Origin of the sequence: Stenotrophomonas sp. DR822, from assembly GCF_019793815.1 — a bacterium.
Lineage (GTDB): Bacteria > Pseudomonadota > Gammaproteobacteria > Xanthomonadales > Xanthomonadaceae > Stenotrophomonas > Stenotrophomonas indicatrix.
In genome coordinates, this window is record NZ_CP081826.1 from 1,404,282 (window position 1) to 1,421,734 (window position 17,453).

Consider the following 17,453-nt stretch of genomic DNA (forward strand, 5'->3'; position numbering starts at 1 on the left):
GCAGGATTGGCTCGAAGCGACATCCCAGGGGTCAGTTCAACTCAGCCAATCGCGTCTGGTAGGCCTGCTCTATACAGGCTTGGTCGGCACATATATCCCGTACTGTCCTGCGCCACCGTCCTTGACTCGCCGTAACCTGGCCCGGGTCCATCGAGCGGGTCCGGAAGACACCAAACGCCTCTGCAGTTTGCTTGTCCAACCGGGCCAGGTCCGGATCGGCACAGATCATTTGCTCTACGGCCGACGACGCATTCCCACAGTCAAAGCTGGGCCCAGTCGAAGCGCCATCCGCCAGCGGCTCGTCCGAGTTGGGCTCTTGGTAATCGTCCGCCTTCGTCGACACCGCTGAATCATAAGCAGGATCAACGTCCACTGCCTGTGACTCTTCCACTGGGGCCGCAGCTGCGGGAGCCATGGCTTGTGTTTGGCTCCGGACATTGGAGCTGATAGCCGCTCCGATGCCAATAAGATCTCCAGGAAGCACCTGGACCTCGGCCAAGTGTTGTCCATTGACCGCCTGAGAGGTGTATTCAAGCCGTAGCTTGTAAACGTCCTGCCCAGGGTTGTTGAATGGCGCGGCCAGGTCAGCTTCGCAACTGTAGCGGCTGATCTTCTCATCAAAGCTCGTCGGATGAGCCAAAGAGATGGGAAGAACACTGCGAAGCTGCTCTGCGCTCAAGTTGGCAGCAGCACTTGCCGCCCCCAGCTCCCGCTGGATGATGCTGCGAACCAGGTCCAGGGTCATCTCATCGCCGCACTCCGGCGCTCCGGCCTCCCCGCATCCTACGAGCGCAGGAAGCAAGAACGCACTGCTTAGAACCATTTTTTTCATTGACATCCTGTCCTCGTCGCAAAGGTTGGGCAACTCCCTCTTATGCGGCTATCGACCCCGTTGCGAATTTCTTTAGAGAGCTAACTTGGGGCCATCGTCATCCAACGCCGGCGGAGTCAGCCCCGCTTGTGGGGCCGACTGCGCGACTGCAGGTGACTTTCCAGGGACCGCTTCCCCGCCAGCAAGTTCTTTTCGACTAAGTAGCAATTGTGTGCGCAATTCCCTGCTGAGTGCCCTTGCCAATTCTCCCTTAACTGGTTGGCTACGAGTACACACCAACCGAGGACGCACATTGCTAGATCCACGAACCCAAATCGCCGCGCTACTTCTGAGCGGCAGCTTCAATCCCACCGTCCATCGCACTCGCGAAGAGCGCTTGGGAAACATCCAAGCCGCTCTGGAGCTCGCGGAGCACGTCCTGGGCAGGTCTTCAGGAAAAAGCCCGATCCAACCCATCGATGCTCAGTTGACCGACGACGGGCACACACCAACGACGGAGGAACCATGACTGATCCACAAACCCGAATCGCCGCGCTGGTTTTAAGCGGCACCATCGAACGAGCGGCTCAGCGTACACAGCAGGAGCGCTCAGAAGATGTTCGAGTGGCCTTGGAGGTCGCCGCCGAGGTTTTGCGCCAGCGCGCAGGCGGAAACCCAGTCGACCTCATTCATGACAGGCCTCACCTTCAGCCACGGCCCGCTCCTACAACCAAGGAACGCGTCGAGGTAAAAGAGGATCTGGCTCCGTTGGACCAACTGCTCGCGGATCGGCGGGGAATCAGGCCCTCGGCCAAGCCGCCAACGACCAAACGGCCAACGCTTCATTGAACTTCCCAAGCCCCCCGCCACAGCGGGGGCTCTTCATTGCTGTCAGTGAAGCCTTGGCCGAGGCGTGGCCTGCGGCGTGGATACAGTCAGCTTTGCGGGGTCTCCCGTTTCGTGAAGCGGATCCTCCAACTGATCCAGGGCTACCCTGCTGCCGGCTTCCAACTCTGCCACGGCGGCTGACAGCTGATTCGCACAGGCCTCTTCCTGACCGTCCTCGATCTTTGTACGAGCTTTTCTCAGGGCATCCAAACGCTGCTCGATTGCGGCCAAGCGACGTCCGCGACGCCGGGCCCAAGCCACCAGTGCAGCGCCTGTCGGCCGGGGCTGCTGTTCGATGAAGTCCTCCAACGACCGCTCCGCGCGCGTCAGAAGCGATGCAGCCCGTCGTTCTGCCTCCACCCGTCGCAGCCACTCCGTCGCTCGTCGCCTCACGGCGGTCAAGCCCCTTAGCGCTCGGTGGATATCCTTGCGCACCCTTGTCGCCACGCTCCCGTTGCCAATGGCCAAGTCCAGGCGACCTAGAAGCAGGCGCGTGGACCGAAGCGCGCCCTCGAGACCGGCCGCCACCACGTCACGCCAAAGTCCCCACGCGCTCTCCATCAGGGATCGCAGCGATGGTTCGGGTGCATCGGGAAGAGTGCGAATGGCCAGAGCTCCTCGCCGACCGAATCCCTTTACGTCCTCGATGTAGCTTTCACCCGATTTCGCCCCTAGCTCGACACGGTTCGGCGGCATCGATGCATGTCCGCGAGCACGATCTGTATCCGTCGCTGCCCTCTCAAACCGTATCGCTGCCTGATGCACAGCACCCTGGTTTTCCGCAACGATGTTGGCCAGAACCTTCCCGACATCGGTCTCCACTCCCCGCCGTTCGAGCGCTGAGGCCTGCTGGCCCAAGTGGATCGTTGGGCGCCTCCCGAGAACCGCAGCTTCGGCGAAGTCGCCACGCTCGAGCGCGTCCTCCGCTTGCGCTTCCAAACTTCGATGATCGACGGACACTGGGATCTCGGCAGCGGCCAAGTGCTGGTTTGTCAGCTGGGCCACCATCGCCCGGAGCCACTCCACTTCGCTGCGCCCCGAGGGGCCACCGTCGAGCTCGCGCGTTTTGTCCGCAAGGCCTTCGGCATCCAAGCGCCGGGTGGTGGCGAGGATGTGTACGTGCCAATTGAGCCCGTCGTTGCTGCCCGGCGAGTGGATGCTCGCTTGTGCTGCAAAGCCGTAGCGTTCAACCAATGCCCGGGCGATGTCCGCCGTCAAAGCCGAGCGCTGAGGCCCATCCAGCTCGTGCGGCAGCGCGATCTCAAACTCGCGGGCCACGGTCGCGTCTTTTCGCTTCTCTGCCGCCTCGGCCGCTTGCCAGAGCTTGGCGGCGTCCAGCGACCAGTCGGGCGCCTTCAAGGGCACCACCCAGCGACTCTCGACCACACCGCCTCTGCGAGAGTAATCGTGCCGCGCTCCCGTGCGCTCATCTACGAGCGACAAGCCCGCGCGGTAGGCCGCGGCGGCAACGGCCGAATGGCCTTTGGCCCGGGAGAAGGTTTTGACGCGGGTGTGGTAGATCGCCATGCAGAGAGCTCCAGTTCTTTGAGCTCTTTATGCCTTTGAATTTGCCGTTGGCAAGTCGCAAAGCGGCTTGGGGTTCAAGGGGCGAAGCACTTTGCGCACGCATCACTTGTGATGCCTAAGTGCGCTTTTCGCTCTTTGCATTTGCATCTTTCTTTTCTGATTTTCTGAATTGCATCAAGTGCGAAAGCGATGCGCCATAAATAGGTTGACGGATGAGAAATCATTGCTTCACTGAGGGAGACTTCACTAGGAGAAGATCATGTCATCCACCAATCACTACCGCGATCAGATCCAACGGGCCACCCATCGGCTGGCCCAGCTTCAAGCCAGGGAGCTTCTGGCGCATCAGCGGCAGGATGCCCGGGAGAAGGCCATCAAGCGCCGCGACGATGCCAAGCGCAGACGACAAGTGGCCGAACTCGTTTTCCTGGCCGGGGCCCAGAACCTGCCAGACAACGAGATCGTCGCAGCCCTGCAGCGGCACATGCTTGCGGTGAACGAAACACGGCTCTCACCACCCCACTGATCATCCCAGCTCACTCGTACGGCCATCAACGTCAAGGCTTGGGGCAGGCACGCCAGTGCCCTGGACGCCAATACTGAATGGGCGAATCCTGGCCATCCCAGAGCCTCGCCCCGTCCTGGCTATGCGCGTCTCACGTGGGGTTGGCGAGCTACAATGCCCCAAAAGGAAGCGCCAAAGGCAGGGGGCCACATGGCGAGAAGGAAGCAAACCGCAGGCGGCTGGATCGTCGCAATCCTGGTCGTCATAGCATTGGTGCCAAAGGAAGTCTGGATCGGTTTGGGGATCGTCCTTGCGGTGGCCGCCGCCGTTTGGCTCTGGGCCAAGTGGCAGGCGATGCGCCCGAAAAAGACACCCTCTCCCGCCAAGCCGGTCCCCGCTCCAGAGCCGACCTTGGCGGAGTTGATCAAGGCATCCGCTCTTCCATCTGGGCAGGCGGCACAGAGACAGCCCCGCGCAGAAGCTGCCCAACCGGCGAGACCCGCGAATATTGAATCGGGCACGTCCTCGGGATCGGTCGGCGCTGCGGTGTCAGAAGATGCGCGCCCGCTCGGCTCTGAGGGGCGCTCGGCGCTGCCTGCGGCGCAGGCCCCGAGCAAAGCGCCCCCGGAGACTCTTTCGCCGCCCCGTCCTGGCAATTTGGAAGAGGCCAAAGCCGCGGTGAGCATGCGCCTTGCCATCGAGTCCGCCGCACGGGTGCTGACGGCCGTGGGCTCCGCAAACCCTTCTACCCCCTACCCCTACCAACCTGACGAGGAACGCATTGAGCGCGCGCGCCCGGGCAACCTCGCTGCGGCGAAACTTGCCGTGACCCAGCGCTTGGCCGCGACTTCGCAAGATGAGCTGGTCGAGCCGCTGATCCAGTTCGCCACAAACGCGGACACAGCCTCGGGAGAAACCTTGACGGGCACCATAGATGGGCGAGCGCACTCGGACTCAAGAGCCGCGGAGCAGACTAACCCTCCCCACACGAACGGAACCCGCGACGCAGGTGCAATGACGCCGCCGCCCCCGCTTCCATCGCGGGCTTCGCCTCCCTCCCTGCCCGATGAGCTCCGGCGGGTGGCCATCGACGCCGGAACGCCGGCAAAGCAATTCACGGTACCCCGCCCCCCCGAGGGCTGGGACAAGACCCGCTGGCTCGGCGCCCAGGACGAGATCGAGATCGCGGGCATTGTTATCCGGGGCGGCCTGTTCTACACAGGTCCGCGGCTGACCACCCCTGGCACGCGTGAGAACGAGCCCAGCTTGGTCAATGGCGTTCTTGCCGTTGGGCGATACGGGGATTACCGGTCCACGACGCGCTACTGGGGAGGCTACGCAGATTTTGAACCCGCTGAACGCCACGCCTATCTGAAGTGGCTCGCTTCGGACCGTACCGATCCCGGCTGCGCAATCCAGTATGTTCGATTGTTCCTGTTTGGATTGGAGCGTCGCATCTTGCTGGATTCGGTGAGCGATCCGGATTCCAAGCAAGACTGGCCCGCTATCAAGGCGATGCTCCGCCGTTTGTCGTCTGCTTATGCCGCCGTGCTTCCGAATGTCCACGGTCATGTCAACAGCCTGCTCGACTGGATGGCTCTGACCGAAGCAGGCGAACAGCTTTACAACGCGCCGCTTCCCGCGTTCGAACGAACTTACGAACTGCCTTTCTACATCCGCTTGGCCCTGGGGCAATGCTCCTTGGATCGAGTCCCCGTGCCCGCCGCGCTGGCCACGGCCTGGGTGCGGCTCAATCCAGAGATTCCGCTGCGAACCGCCGCAACGCGTTGTGCGGAAGAGTTCGATCGCCTTTTCGCTCTGCGGTATCAAGAGACGTTCGGCCCTGGAATGGTGCTGCCAAAAAACCGCACCAAGCTGAAGTTCACACGCCGCCCCTTTAACCCGGCCTTGGACCGGACTGATGCCGGCACCAAGACTTTCGGTAACATTCCCGATGTCACCGCATTGCGAGCGCCCCTAAAGGCGCTGCAGGAACTTGTTTCTCAGTGCACGGAGGACCTCGGAGCCTTCAGCCGGCTCGTGGGCAAGAACCCCGAGGCCCGCCAATCCATTGAGGGCACCTTGCTGCTTCCGTCAGAGATCTGGCCGCTGGCCACGCGGACCGCATTGGCCGAAGTCGCTTCGGATGTTCAAACCGCCAATTTGTCGATCAAGCTGACCGACCTATTGGAAAGGCTTGGGGCAGTCGGAACCACCTTGGGCAAGGACAAAATTCGGGAACTCGCACGAGCACTGGAGCAGTCCAAGGTCGGCATGGAACCCAATGTGCTCGAAGGCGCGCGGGTGCCTGGCGAGAACGACCCGATCGTTCTCTTCCCCCTGCTTCCCGACCAAACCCATCGAACCGACGCTCAGGCCTATCAAACGGCCCAGTTGACCCTGCAACTCGCCTCGACGGTCGCTCAGTCTGATGGCACGTTCAGCACCCACGAACTTCAGCACCTTTCACGCGAAATCGAAAGCTGGACGCATCTGAGCGAGGGTGACCGACGGCGTCTGCGCGCGCACCTTGATCTCTTGGCGATGGCACCGCTTTCCTTGCCTACGCTGCGCAAGAAGCTGGATCCGCTCAGCGGGGACATAAAGGACGCCATCGCCGGGTCCATGGCCACGCTCGCCCAAGTCGACGGGATGGTCTCCCCAGAGGAGGTCCGGTTCTTGGAGCGCGTCTACAAAGCGCTGGGCGTGGATCCCGCTCGTGTGTTCAGCGACATCCATGCACCACGCCCGTCCAAAGCCCCCAGCGCATTGCCCAAGGCTGCGTCTGGCGCATTCCAACTCGATCCCGACCGGATCGCTGCTCTTCAGCGGGACACAGCCCAAGTCTCCGCATTGCTCGCCAACATTTTCACCGACGAGGAAGCGACTGCCCCTGATCTTGCGCCGGCGGAAGCGGTGAGTGCCGAGGTGGAGAGTGCTGGTCAGTTGCTCGGGCTTGATCAGGCACACAGCGCATTGCTGAGGCTAATGCTGTCGCGCCCCGTCTGGACCCGTGCGGAACTGGAAGATGGCGCGGCAGACATGGAGCTGATGCTCGACGGCGCGCTTGAACAAATCAACGATGCGTCGTTCGACGCTTACGACATCCCATTCTCCGACGGCGACGACCCGTTGGAGATCAACCCCGAATTCATTGAGAAGATCGAGCAATGAGCAGCCCAATCCGTTCCAGGGACCGCGACGCGGTGATCCAGTCGCTGCGCGCCGGCGTCGTTCCACGCGCCGGTCAGCATTTGATCCAGGTCGGGCGCGCCCGTGAAGTGCAAACCCTGGTCAGTGACATCGATCGGCTCGCCGATGGCGGCTCGTCCTTCCGCCTGGTGGTGGGTGAGTACGGCGCAGGCAAGACCTTTTTCTTGAACCTCGTTCGCGCCATTGCAATGGAGCGGAAGCTCGTCGTGGCCAGCGCGGATCTGAATCCCGACAGGCGGTTGCATGCTTCAGGGGGGCAGGCCCGGTCGCTCTACGCGGAGCTCATGCGGAACTTGGCCACTCGGACCAAGCCCGACGGAGGCGCCCTGCCCGGGGTGGTCGAGAAGTTCATTTCGACCGCAGTGGCCGAGTCCAAGTCGCAAGGCGTATCCACCGAGCAGGTCATTCGCGCGAAGCTCGAGCAGCTGAGCGAACTGGTGAACGGCTATGACTTTGCCGACGTGATCGCCGCTTACTGGAGAGGGTTCGAGCAAGGCAACGAGCAGCTCAAGTCCGATGCCATTCGTTGGTTGCGTGGCGAATTTGCCACCCGGACGGATGCGCGTGCAGCGCTGGGCGTCCGGACCATCGTGGACGACGCATCGGTCTACGACCAGCTCAAGCTCATGGGCCGCTTTGTTCGGCTGGCGGGCTATAGCGGCCTGCTGGTGTGCCTGGACGAACTGGTCAACCTCTACAAGTTGGCCAACGCCCAGGCCCGGAATGCAAACTACGAGCAGCTCCTGCGCATGCTCAACGACTCCCTGCAGGGCACTGCGGTTGGCCTTGGTTTTGTTCTGGGCGGCACCCCGGATTTCCTGATGGATACCCGCCGCGGCGTCTATAGCTATGAAGCTCTTCAGAGCCGCCTGGCTCAGAATACCTTTGCCACCAACGGACTGGTGGACTTCAGCGGTCCTGTGGTTCGACTATCGAGCCTGACAGCCGAAGATTTCTACGTCCTGCTCACCAAGATTCGCCATGTCTACGCTGCCGGCGACGCGGGCAAGTATCTCTTGCCCGACGATGCCATTCACCAGTTCATGACCCACTGCGCCAATCGAATCGGCGATAGCTTCTTCCGCACGCCGCGCACGACGATCACCGCATTCATCAACCTCTTGGCCGTCTTGGAGCAGAACCCGGGCGTGGACTGGCAGGACCTGATTGGATCGGTCGAGGTGGCAGCTGACCACGGGGGCGACGGCGAACTGGTCGTGCAAGAGGACGACGAGCTAGCATCGTTCAGGCTCTAACGATGACTGCCTCCAGCGCCTTCCAATCGCTGCACCCTCGAATCCAGCGCTACCTCTGGACCGAACAATGGGAGGCGCTGCGTGAGGTCCAGGAATTGGCGATCCCCCTCGTCCTGAGCGCCGACCGGGACGTGATCATCGCCGCCAGCACCGCTTCGGGAAAAACCGAGGCAGCTTTTCTTCCTGCGCTCACGCACCTTTTGAACACCGACGAGGAGGGCCTGATTGTCTACATAAGTCCTCTAAAGGCGCTCATCAACGACCAGTTTGAACGGCTGCAGCGGCTTTGCGAGGACCTTGAAGTCCCCGTGTGGCCTTGGCACGGAGACATATCGGGCTCCACCAAACAGCGATTCTTTAAGCACCCCCGTGGCGTGCTCCTGATCACGCCGGAGTCCTTGGAGGCGATGCTCTGCAACCGCGGGACATCCGTTGCGGCAGCGTTCTCAAAGCTCCTCTACGTTGTCGTGGACGAACTCCATGCGTTCATTGGAAGCGAGCGCGGGAAGCAGCTTCAATCGTTGATGCACCGGATGGACGTGCTATTACGGCGGCGGACTCCCCGCCTGGGCCTGTCGGCAACCCTGGGTGACTTTTCGAGCGCCGGGGCCTTCCTACGCCCGGGTGTTGGAGCTGCCCCCGCGTTGGTCAACGCCTCATCAGCCGGAAATGATCTCCAACTGATCATCAAAGGCTACGAACAACCCGCACCTGACGCCGGGTCCGACGAGAATCCCGCGGCTCCCGCTGCGGTGGCCGAGCACCTCTACCGGGTGCTTTCAGGGACGAACAACCTGATCTTCCCCAATAGCCGAAGGGAGGTTGAACGCTACACGCACCTCCTCAACCTGCTGAGCGAGCAGGACGGCCGGCCGAGAGAGTTCTGGCCACACCATGGGAGCCTGTCCAAGGAAATACGCTCGGACACGGAAGCGGCCCTGAAACAAAAGGGTCGTCCAGCGAGCGCAATTTGCACGAACACCCTGGAACTGGGCATCGATATCGGAGCGGTGAAGAGCATCGCGCAAATTGGCCCACCACCTTCCGTGGCTAGCCTTCGCCAACGCCTTGGTCGCTCCGGGCGCCGCCGTGGAGAGCCAGCGGTGTTGCGCGGCTACGTTATCGAGGACTCAATCGACGCTGAGTCGACGTTGAAGACAAGGCTTCGACTGGACACAGTTCAGTCCACTGCTTGCGTGCTGCTATTGCTGGAGAGGTGGTTTGAACCGCCTTCGGTCAACGGCCTACACCTTTCAACGCTCGTCCAGCAGTTGCTTTCTTCCATTGCCCAGTACGGCGGACTCAAGGCAGCCCAAGCCTATCAGCTGCTCTGCGCAGATCAGGGACCGTTCCACGGGCTGTCCCAAGACGCGTTCGCAGAGTTGCTTCGCCACCTTGGCCAAGAACAGTTGCTAATTCAAGATGGCTCCGGCTTGCTGCTCCACGGCCCGGTCGGCGACAAGTTGGTCAACCACTACACCTTCTACGCCGCTTTCAGCGTCGACGAAGAGTTCCGGATCGTGGCCGGCGGCAAGGCACTAGGCACGCTCCCCGTTTCCCAACTGCTGACCGTCGGACAGCGAATCTTGTTTGGCGGCCGCACTTGGCTCGTCGAGCAGATCGACGACGCCCAAAAGACGATCTACGTGGCTGCAGCGAAAGGCGGCACCCCGCCTCTTTTCAATGGAACGGGGGGGCAGGTCCACACCCAGGTCCGTCAAAAGATGCGTGGGCTGTATCAGCAAGAGATCAAACCAGACTTCTTGGACCCCACTGCCTCTCGCTTCCTGCAGGAGGCGCAGAGCGCCTACCGCCAATTGAGCCTCGACGGAAAGGTTCTCTTCGACCAGGGCAGCGATGCCCTGATGCTGACGTGGCTGGGAGACTCCGCAAATGAAGCCATCGCCTGCCTTTTGAACGCTCAGGGATTCACTTCTCAGGCAGGTAGGCTGGGCGTGGAAATTTCCAAGGGGGCTAGGGGTCTCGATGATGTGATCAAGGTGCTCGGGCGGGTGGCGAAGATGCCGTTGCCATCGCCAGAGACGCTTCTTCACTCTGCAAACAACCTGGTCACGCAGAAGTGGGACGGCCTCCTTCCTCCACGCCTTTTGAGACGCTCCTATGCATCGTTAAAGCTGGACCTGGAAGAGGCTACCGCTTGGCTCGCACGCAGGTTCGGCTAGTGTTCCAGTTCTAACGAAGCTTCCGCATTGGCGCCTACTCGCCACCCACGCGCCTTTTCCGTTGTTAGGCCGGCACAGAGATTAGGTTGTGGAGTCATCTGATGACCTACGACTCGACCTTCTTGTCTCAAAGAATTTTTCGCCACGCTCAATCCGCGCTATCTGGCGCTGAAGATACGAATCTCCCTTGCGAATGCGAACGATCATACCCAACGGAAAGATCACGCAACCGTAGATCGCAAGAGCTCCAATTGTGACAACCACACCCAACCAGTGAAGCCCGCCGGTCGCATAGGCCAATGGCGCAACCATCGCAGCAATTGCCAGGAAGCAGAAGCACCACAGAAGCTGGGTCAGCAAGAATTGCACGAGATTCGACTTATCCAAAGCCAGGTGTTGGACCTTCCTCAGCTCGGCCCTGTTCATAGCAAGTCCTAACTTCTCATTCCAAAAACCAGCCTTGGCATAGGCCCATTTCGCCAGTGACGTAACGATGCTCGAGATGACAAAAACAGCGAGCCCCTGTGCCAGCCAATTTTCCATAGTTCGTCTCATTCATACAGTGTGGGTGGACTATGGGCACACGATCGTCCGGGTCAGAGCTCGATCCGAGCAATGCTTGGCCGCAACTATGCCAGCCGCCAGCGTCCCTATCTGCGGCTGCAAGGAGCCTTTAGCATCGTTGGAAGTCGATGCCCACTTCTAACAGAGCGGCGGGTAACGGAGAAAATTTAGTACCTTGGAGGATGACCCTAGGAACCGGACGCTGAAAAGGCTGCGTCTCCTCTAGGGCACCGCAGCCCAATGCCACGCCCATCGCTGCACTTACCTAGCAGTTCGAGCGTCCGCACGCGCGCATTTTTCACCGCATCAGTGGTGTGCATCGCGTCCGTGGCGCTGAGCACTCTCTCCCGACCCTCAGCGGCTACCGGAAGGTCTCGGACCCCCTAATGACATCTTTCGCCCTGAGGGATCGCCGCGCAGCTCTGGGGCGGTGAGAGTCCTACCGCTGGCCGCCAGCGGCGCGAAGAGGATCGCAATCACTAACAATGGACAGATCCGTTGCGCCACAGCTCCGCCTCCAAGGTGAGTTCTCAGCCCTCAATTCTCCGCAACGTTCATCAGCCGTACAGAACTAACATAACAACTCAAATGGCGCTGTTAGCTTATAGAAATTAAACAGTACACAAATGACTGCGAAAATCCGCAAGACTATCCATCGCAACTCTTTGATTTAAAAGCGATGTAATCGTCGTCTTGCGCAGTAACGCATTTGCACGTTTAGGCCTTACAACCACCACCACGGGGAAAGCCTAAGGCAGAAACAGAAGACATCTTTTTCTATTGACGATTTTTCAGCCTGTTTTATCCGTACTTCCATCGAAACGATGGAAGCCAGAAATGCCCCTGAAGAAACTTCTACACCCCCTGCAATCCTACGTGGACGATCCCAGGGACTCATTGCAGATGACAGACATCCGCATCGGAAGGGTTCGTATCGGAAAGCTCGTGGTCACCGGCCGGGAGGCCGCGGTCCACGCTCAGGACATCTTCAACACCGTCTGTGAGCGCACCAGGCGGCCGCGCTCTACGAAGAACGGCACGCGCTACCCCGAGCCACTGCCTGTAGCGACACCTGGTCGGTCGCTTTCGGTGGAGATTGATGACTACCTCCGAAATCGCGGCGACTACAGCTGCCTGGCCAAAGAGACGGTCGAAGCGACCGCACGCACTCTACGATTGCTGCTGCTGACGTGCGGTGACATTCCCGTCTCGCGCATCGACCACGCCCATATCTACAGGGTTTGGGACTTGATTCGCTGGCTACCGGACCGGTTCCTATCCGACCCGGCATACCGGGGCTTCACTTACAACCAGGCAGTGGAGTGCGGCAAGCAACTGAGCGTCGCGCCCCCAGCTCCGGCCACTCTTGAGAAGCACCGTCGGTTCCTGTCGACGTTCTTCAAGAAGCTCGAAAAATCCAAGGCCATCGTTGCGTCCCCCATGGTCGCCTTCGACGAAATCAAGAAGGACTTGGTCGTGGATCCCGACAAGCCTGAGCGCCTGTTCGACGATGCCGAACTCAAGCGCATCTTCGCTCACGAAACGTACATTCCATGGGCGCTCAAGTATCCTCATCGATGGTGGCTCCCCATCCTCGGTCTCTGCACGGGGGCGCGCATCAATGAGATCGCCCAGCTCAAACTGGCGGATGTGGTGCAAGAGGCCAGCGTTTGGTGCATCCGTATCCAGAAGACCGTCGATCCCGACCTTGGGCATAAGACCCGCGATCGGAGCCGGCAGCGCCTGAAAGGAAAGTCAGCCATTCGAACCCTCCCCATCCCTTCCCCAGTGCTCGAGGCGGGCTTCCTGGATTTTGTGGAGGATATCCGGGCATGTGGCCACCCCCGGCTGTTCCCCCACCTGACCGCCGGCGTGAACCGCAAGACAGGCGAATCGAACCAGCGCTACAGCCAAGCCGCCCTCAACCAGTTCAGCACCTACCTGAAGAGCCTGGGTTTTGGGAAGGGGATTGGGCTGCACGCCTTTCGGCACACCATCGCCACGGAGCTCCATCACAAGGGAATTCCAGACGAGGACATTGCGTTGCTGACCGGCCACAGCGTCAGCAAGAAGGTGCCAGTGCTCCATGAGGCCTACTTCCACAAGAAGCCGGAACTCGCCCGAAGGAAGCAAATCGACCTTCTAAGCCGCTACGCGCCGCCGGTGGAGCTGCCGATCTACCGAAGGGGACAGTTTGCGAAACAACTAAGCGACCCAGGCAAGTTCTACCCGTAGTTCGACAGCTGGCGCCTGGGCCTTATCGAATTTTGAAGGAGGGCTGGGCTCCCCTGCGAGCGGTCGCATCGGATTTCATTTGGAATTACCCTAAAGCCCTCACCGCTCGGACCTAACAGATGACCATCGATGTCAGCGGCCTGTCGGCCAAAGAACTCAAAGCCCTGATCACTCTGGCAGAAAAGCAGCAAACCAAGGTGCTGACTCGGCCCAAAGCTGCTGCCATGCGAGCCAAGATCAACCAATACGTCAAAGATCATGGTTACACGATAGAGGAGCTTTACGGAGCGGTTTCAACGGCCTCTTCCGAGACCTCCAAGAAGCGCACTGGCCGCAAACCCGCGAAGTCCGCCGGCAGCAAGGTCGCCCCTAAGTACCGCAATCCGGCCAATCCCAGCGAAACGTGGTCCGGCCGTGGCCGCCAACCGAGGTGGCTGGCGGCTCTGGTCCAGGCCGGGAAGACGCCCAGCGAGTTCCTGATCGAGTAGTCCAAAGCGCTGGCCAAAGCTCGAAGGCGACACAAGGCCCAGCCCTTTGTCAGTGCACGCACGGGCGCATGGGAAGCTCTGAGATCCTTTGCCAGGGACCGCAGATGCGCTCTGGCGAAGGCACTGATCGGTCTCCCCCAACATTTCAGGACAGGACATGCGCCCACTCGCAGGCGTGCTGAAGGTGGAGTTCCTCGACAGGGTGGGTCAGCGGTGGACCAAGTGCCCACTGAGACGACGCTTGGAGTTGCTTCAGGCCCTGTCAGCGCTGTTTGACCAGTTTCACCGGATGGGCTTGGCCGACCCTCATTTCTCCAGACTTTTGGCTCGGGGTTCTTACGCGGAACACCACCAAAGGCTCGCGGAGATGCTCTTGGCAAAGTACCTTTGGGACAATGGCTTCTCGTTGACCAGCGCTCCTGTTGGACCGGACTTCAAAGCGACCAAGAACGGCCATTCGGTGTGGATCGAATTGGTTACTCCCGAACCCGAGGGGATTGACCCCCACTGGCTGAGCGAGTCCCACAAAGAAGGCGTGTGGACCTACCCGCACGAAGCGATCGCACTGCGCTACACCAGCGCACTGAAGGCAAAGCACCAGAAGCTCGTGGGGGATTTGGGGAAGAGCGCCGGCTATTTAGCCAAAGGTATCGTGTCGCCAGGCGAGAGCTACGTTGTCGCAATCAACCAGCATCTCCTGCAGGGCGTCCCTCGTTCGCTCAATGGGATTAGCCAAGCACCTGTGGCTGGCGAGGTGGTCTATGCGATTGGACCGCAGCAGCTGCATCTAAGCCGTTCCACCGGACAGGTGCTCCATTCAGACCACGCCCACCGACCTTCGCTGAGCAAAGCCGGCGGGACGGTGGGCGTGCCTGCGGACAGCTTCCTCAATCCAGCATACGATCCCATCTCTGCAGTTTGGGCTCTTGACCTTCAGGAGGCAGCACTACTCTCTCACAGCGCGCCTCGCTTTCCCGCTGTTCATTTGTCCGCAGTGATCCACAACGAAAGGGCCACCTCCAGAGTGCCGCCCCACTTGCTGCCTGCTCAGGAAGAATGGATCGGAAGGACGACGGCCTCTTCCATAGAGTTGTGTCGACTCTAGTAATCGAGAACCGGCTTGTTGTGCTCGGAAATGAAAAGAATGGCTCGGCTAAACGAATCACTCTCTGCTTGCTGAAGGAACCAGGATGTTCGACATCCCGCGCAACATGAAACTGCTTCATCAAGGCGAAGAGGAACTTCATGAGCGCTCCATTGCTCTGATCGCATCCCATCGAGATCTTTCAGATCACCTGGCCTTGGTAGAGCGGGCCATGGACGTTCTGGACGTGCTCCGCCAGCACCACCAAGCCAATGATGACGAGCGTACCGTGAGCCACCTCGCAATACGCTGTTTCAATCACTTTGCTGGGTCATGGAAGTTGACGGCCTCGGGCTACTACCAAGCGGCTGCACTCCTTCTCCGAGACGTTGTTGAAACCACCTACTTGATCAACGCCTTCCACATCGACCCTACCCACATTGCCATGTGGCGTACGGCTGACCGCAAGACGAAGAAGGTACTCTTCGCTCCCGCAGCGGTTAGGAAGCGCTTGGACGCGGACATGGGAGTCGCACGCAGTCGGCGGGAACAGATCTATGCCACGTTTTCCAGCCTAGCTGGACACCCCTCGGTCGAAGGGTTTGCGATGCTTCGACCCATGGGGATGGACGCGCACAACGGACCATTTCTCGATTTAACGGCGCTGCGCGCACTTTTGGAAGAGCTAGGCAAGCTAGCGGCCCAAACCGGACATGCGTTCTGTGCCTTCCTTGACTTGTCCAATCCTGCCGCCGCGCAAGTTGCACACCGATTTATCGCGCTTGCCATGGACTATTCAGGACTCTATCTAGGCCACTCTTACACCGACGAGGAACGCTCAGAGGTCGATCGACTGTACTCAGAAATCGCTGAGACCTGACCACGCCTGTTCCAATCTGGCAGGACACGACTTCCCGCCCATGCGGACCATCTGGCTCCCCGCGTGCTCCAGTGGTCTGGTCCGTCCTACCTACGGAAGCTTGGCTTCTCCAGCCAAGGGAAGAAGGTCCAGTTTTTAAATAACGCCGAGGTCTTTCACCACGGCTTGGCCCTGTTGCAGAAAACCTAGCAACAACCGTCCCCCGGCCACTCGCCTGCCCGCCCTTTCGTTGAGCCACTGCGCCTGCCGCCGGCCCGCCTCAAACAAGGCCGGCGTGGCCATTGAGGGTGGCCAGTCCTGCAAGGGCTCACCAGGCGACGAAAGTTGCCCCGTGATCGGCTGGACCACTGCGGGCACGTCCGCGTCGTGTTTGGCATAGGCCGTGGCCATCATGCGGCCGCTTTTGGGAGACCATCCGCCCAGCACCAGCTCCGTGGTGCAGTATTCTGCCGGCAAGCCCGCTTCAGCCACGGCTTTGGCGTAGTTCGGCCAAAGCTGGTCGATGACCCGCCCCAGCTCCGCCGTCAGCTGTTCCAGGGTGAAGTCCGCTCGAAAACTAGCTTCCAGGCAGAGTTGATAGATCCGCAGGAAGAACTGAGCGGAACCCCGGGTCGCCAGCAAGATCTGGTGTTGAGGAATGAGCAGCACCTTCGCCCCCGCGGACGCTTGGCCGCTTAGGGCGTCCTCCGCCCAAGTATCCACTGTCACGACCATCTGGTCAGCGCTCAGCAAAACGTTGAGGATGCTCATGGGTAAAGTCTGGCGGCCTGCCCCCCACTATCCAATCTTCCCCCCACACCTGTCGAGCCCTCCTATGGAACTTTCCCTAGAACAGTTGGCCGCGCGCCTTGAGGCATGCGAGGTCGACCTAGAAGCCCACCGCGGCTACATCAAGGCACTGGAATACGGGCTGCGGGCGGTCATCGCCAGCCATCCAAACCCGCAAATTCTTTCACCTGTATGGGGGATGACATTAGCTGGAGCTTCGGACGTCCACGCTGGGAAAGAGGGATATGTGTTCACCAGTGCCATCCAGCAGGCCCTCAGCGCCTTGACTGCTGAGTTGAGGGCGGATGCGGTCGCGCCGAGATAAGGATTGTCAGTGGAAAATCGTCGGCGTGGAACGACAGATACCAATGAATGGAGCGAAAGTTGCGAATAGCAATGTGCCGGATCCGAGGCATGCACAATTTCCAATCATTTTTCTAACGAATCAGTTGGCGCGGCACTCAAACGGCGAGACCATTCCGCTACATGACGGCTGTGGAGCGTGACGGCCAACTGAGTCGACGCATGGTCATGCAGTGAAATGCTCCACTGCTTCTTTGACAGCCTCCAAAATAGACGCTATGCCGGGTATCAGGGCACCTACGATGGCGATCAGACTGGTCAAGAGGATCTTCAGAAGATTCAATCCTCGCTTCGAGTCTCGCCGGAGATCTCTTGCTCTACGCGTCAAGTGATCGGCCTGACCATTGCCTCCGTTGCCGCGCCGCCATCGCCCAAGAACTTCCTCCAGAACTCTACTGATCACCCCGGTCTCCGACTTCACGAGACCGACTCCCGTCTTCCAGTCCGAATCCTTTTCCGCATTCGTGTCGAGGGCAGCCTCAATCCGCTCGATCCTTTCATGGTTCGCGAGCCCTTGGAAAGCCTCTCCCTGCCATCCGTGGACCTGACTAAAGGCTGCCCTCATTGGATCGTCCTTGAGAAGATATTCGCTTATGCTGTGCGCCGTTTTCAATGCGGCTCTGAGGTCATCACTAAAAGCTGTCATATCGATCCTTGACTACGTTAAATGGGCTTAGGTGTGTGCTCT

15 protein-coding genes are annotated in these 17,453 nt (G+C 60.1%); 9 read left to right on the forward strand and 6 right to left on the reverse strand.

Annotated features, from left to right (window positions below):
• Positions 1 to 31: 31 nt before the first annotated feature.
• The 3 genes from K5K93_RS06485 to mobQ all read right to left on the reverse strand — a co-directional run bounded on the left by K5K93_RS06485 (position 32) and on the right by mobQ (position 3,226).
• A complete protein-coding gene (locus tag K5K93_RS06485; RefSeq protein WP_222390220.1) occupies positions 32 to 745 on the reverse strand; it encodes a hypothetical protein in 714 nt (237 codons plus the stop codon).
• Between the two features lie 675 nt (positions 746 to 1,420).
• Complete coding sequence (locus K5K93_RS06490) at positions 1,421 to 1,657, reverse strand: hypothetical protein (RefSeq protein WP_222390222.1); 237 nt, start codon at positions 1,655 to 1,657, stop codon at positions 1,421 to 1,423.
• Positions 1,658 to 1,702: 45 nt separating this feature from the next.
• Positions 1,703 to 3,226: a MobQ family relaxase gene (gene mobQ / locus K5K93_RS06495; protein WP_222390224.1), complete on the reverse strand. Its 1,524-nt coding sequence runs from the start codon at positions 3,224 to 3,226 to the stop codon at positions 1,703 to 1,705.
• A 259-nt stretch (positions 3,227 to 3,485) separates the two neighbouring features.
• Between mobQ and K5K93_RS06500 the strand changes: the two genes are divergently transcribed.
• From K5K93_RS06500 to K5K93_RS06515, 4 genes are all read left to right on the forward strand, one after another.
• The gene (locus K5K93_RS06500; RefSeq protein ID WP_019659219.1) at positions 3,486 to 3,752 is read left to right on the forward strand and encodes a hypothetical protein; all 267 of its coding nucleotides are present in this window, start codon (positions 3,486 to 3,488) and stop codon (positions 3,750 to 3,752) included.
• 189 nt (positions 3,753 to 3,941) lie between these two features.
• Positions 3,942 to 6,905: a TerB N-terminal domain-containing protein gene (locus tag K5K93_RS06505; protein WP_222390226.1), complete on the forward strand. Its 2,964-nt coding sequence runs from the start codon at positions 3,942 to 3,944 to the stop codon at positions 6,903 to 6,905.
• Complete coding sequence (locus K5K93_RS06510) at positions 6,902 to 8,200, forward strand: ATP-binding protein (RefSeq protein WP_126559378.1); 1,299 nt, start codon at positions 6,902 to 6,904, stop codon at positions 8,198 to 8,200. The genes K5K93_RS06505 and K5K93_RS06510 overlap by 4 nt, the downstream gene beginning before the upstream one ends.
• Positions 8,201 to 8,202: 2 nt before the next feature.
• A complete protein-coding gene (locus K5K93_RS06515; protein WP_222390228.1) occupies positions 8,203 to 10,383 on the forward strand; it encodes a DEAD/DEAH box helicase in 2,181 nt (726 codons plus the stop codon).
• Positions 10,384 to 10,464: 81 nt separating this feature from the next.
• Here K5K93_RS06515 and K5K93_RS06520 read toward each other — a convergent pair whose 3' ends face one another.
• Complete coding sequence (locus K5K93_RS06520; protein ID WP_222390230.1) at positions 10,465 to 10,926, reverse strand: hypothetical protein; 462 nt, start codon at positions 10,924 to 10,926, stop codon at positions 10,465 to 10,467.
• Between the two features lie 858 nt (positions 10,927 to 11,784).
• On the opposite strand from K5K93_RS06520, the gene K5K93_RS06525 reads away from it, so the two are divergent.
• The 4 genes from K5K93_RS06525 to K5K93_RS06540 all read left to right on the forward strand — a co-directional run bounded on the left by K5K93_RS06525 (position 11,785) and on the right by K5K93_RS06540 (position 15,634).
• A complete protein-coding gene (locus tag K5K93_RS06525) occupies positions 11,785 to 13,182 on the forward strand; it encodes a site-specific integrase (protein WP_222390232.1) in 1,398 nt (465 codons plus the stop codon).
• A 119-nt stretch (positions 13,183 to 13,301) separates the two neighbouring features.
• Complete coding sequence (locus K5K93_RS06530) at positions 13,302 to 13,670, forward strand: H-NS histone family protein (RefSeq protein ID WP_222390233.1); 369 nt, start codon at positions 13,302 to 13,304, stop codon at positions 13,668 to 13,670.
• 157 nt (positions 13,671 to 13,827) lie between these two features.
• On the forward strand, positions 13,828 to 14,775 hold the full coding sequence (locus K5K93_RS06535) for a hypothetical protein (protein WP_222390235.1): 948 nt from the start codon (positions 13,828 to 13,830) through the stop codon (positions 14,773 to 14,775).
• A gap of 85 nt (positions 14,776 to 14,860) precedes the next feature.
• A complete protein-coding gene (locus K5K93_RS06540) occupies positions 14,861 to 15,634 on the forward strand; it encodes a hypothetical protein (protein WP_222390238.1) in 774 nt (257 codons plus the stop codon).
• Between the two features lie 135 nt (positions 15,635 to 15,769).
• Here K5K93_RS06540 and K5K93_RS06545 read toward each other — a convergent pair whose 3' ends face one another.
• On the reverse strand, positions 15,770 to 16,384 hold the full coding sequence (locus K5K93_RS06545; RefSeq protein WP_222390241.1) for a hypothetical protein: 615 nt from the start codon (positions 16,382 to 16,384) through the stop codon (positions 15,770 to 15,772).
• Between the two features lie 64 nt (positions 16,385 to 16,448).
• Here K5K93_RS06545 and K5K93_RS06550 point away from each other — a divergent pair, with 64 nt between their 5' ends.
• On the forward strand, positions 16,449 to 16,727 hold the full coding sequence (locus tag K5K93_RS06550; protein ID WP_222390243.1) for a hypothetical protein: 279 nt from the start codon (positions 16,449 to 16,451) through the stop codon (positions 16,725 to 16,727).
• A gap of 204 nt (positions 16,728 to 16,931) precedes the next feature.
• Here the strand turns inward: K5K93_RS06550 and K5K93_RS06555 are convergent, their stop codons facing one another.
• Positions 16,932 to 17,411: a hypothetical protein gene (locus tag K5K93_RS06555; protein ID WP_222390246.1), complete on the reverse strand. Its 480-nt coding sequence runs from the start codon at positions 17,409 to 17,411 to the stop codon at positions 16,932 to 16,934.
• Between the last annotated feature and the right edge of the window lie 42 nt (positions 17,412 to 17,453).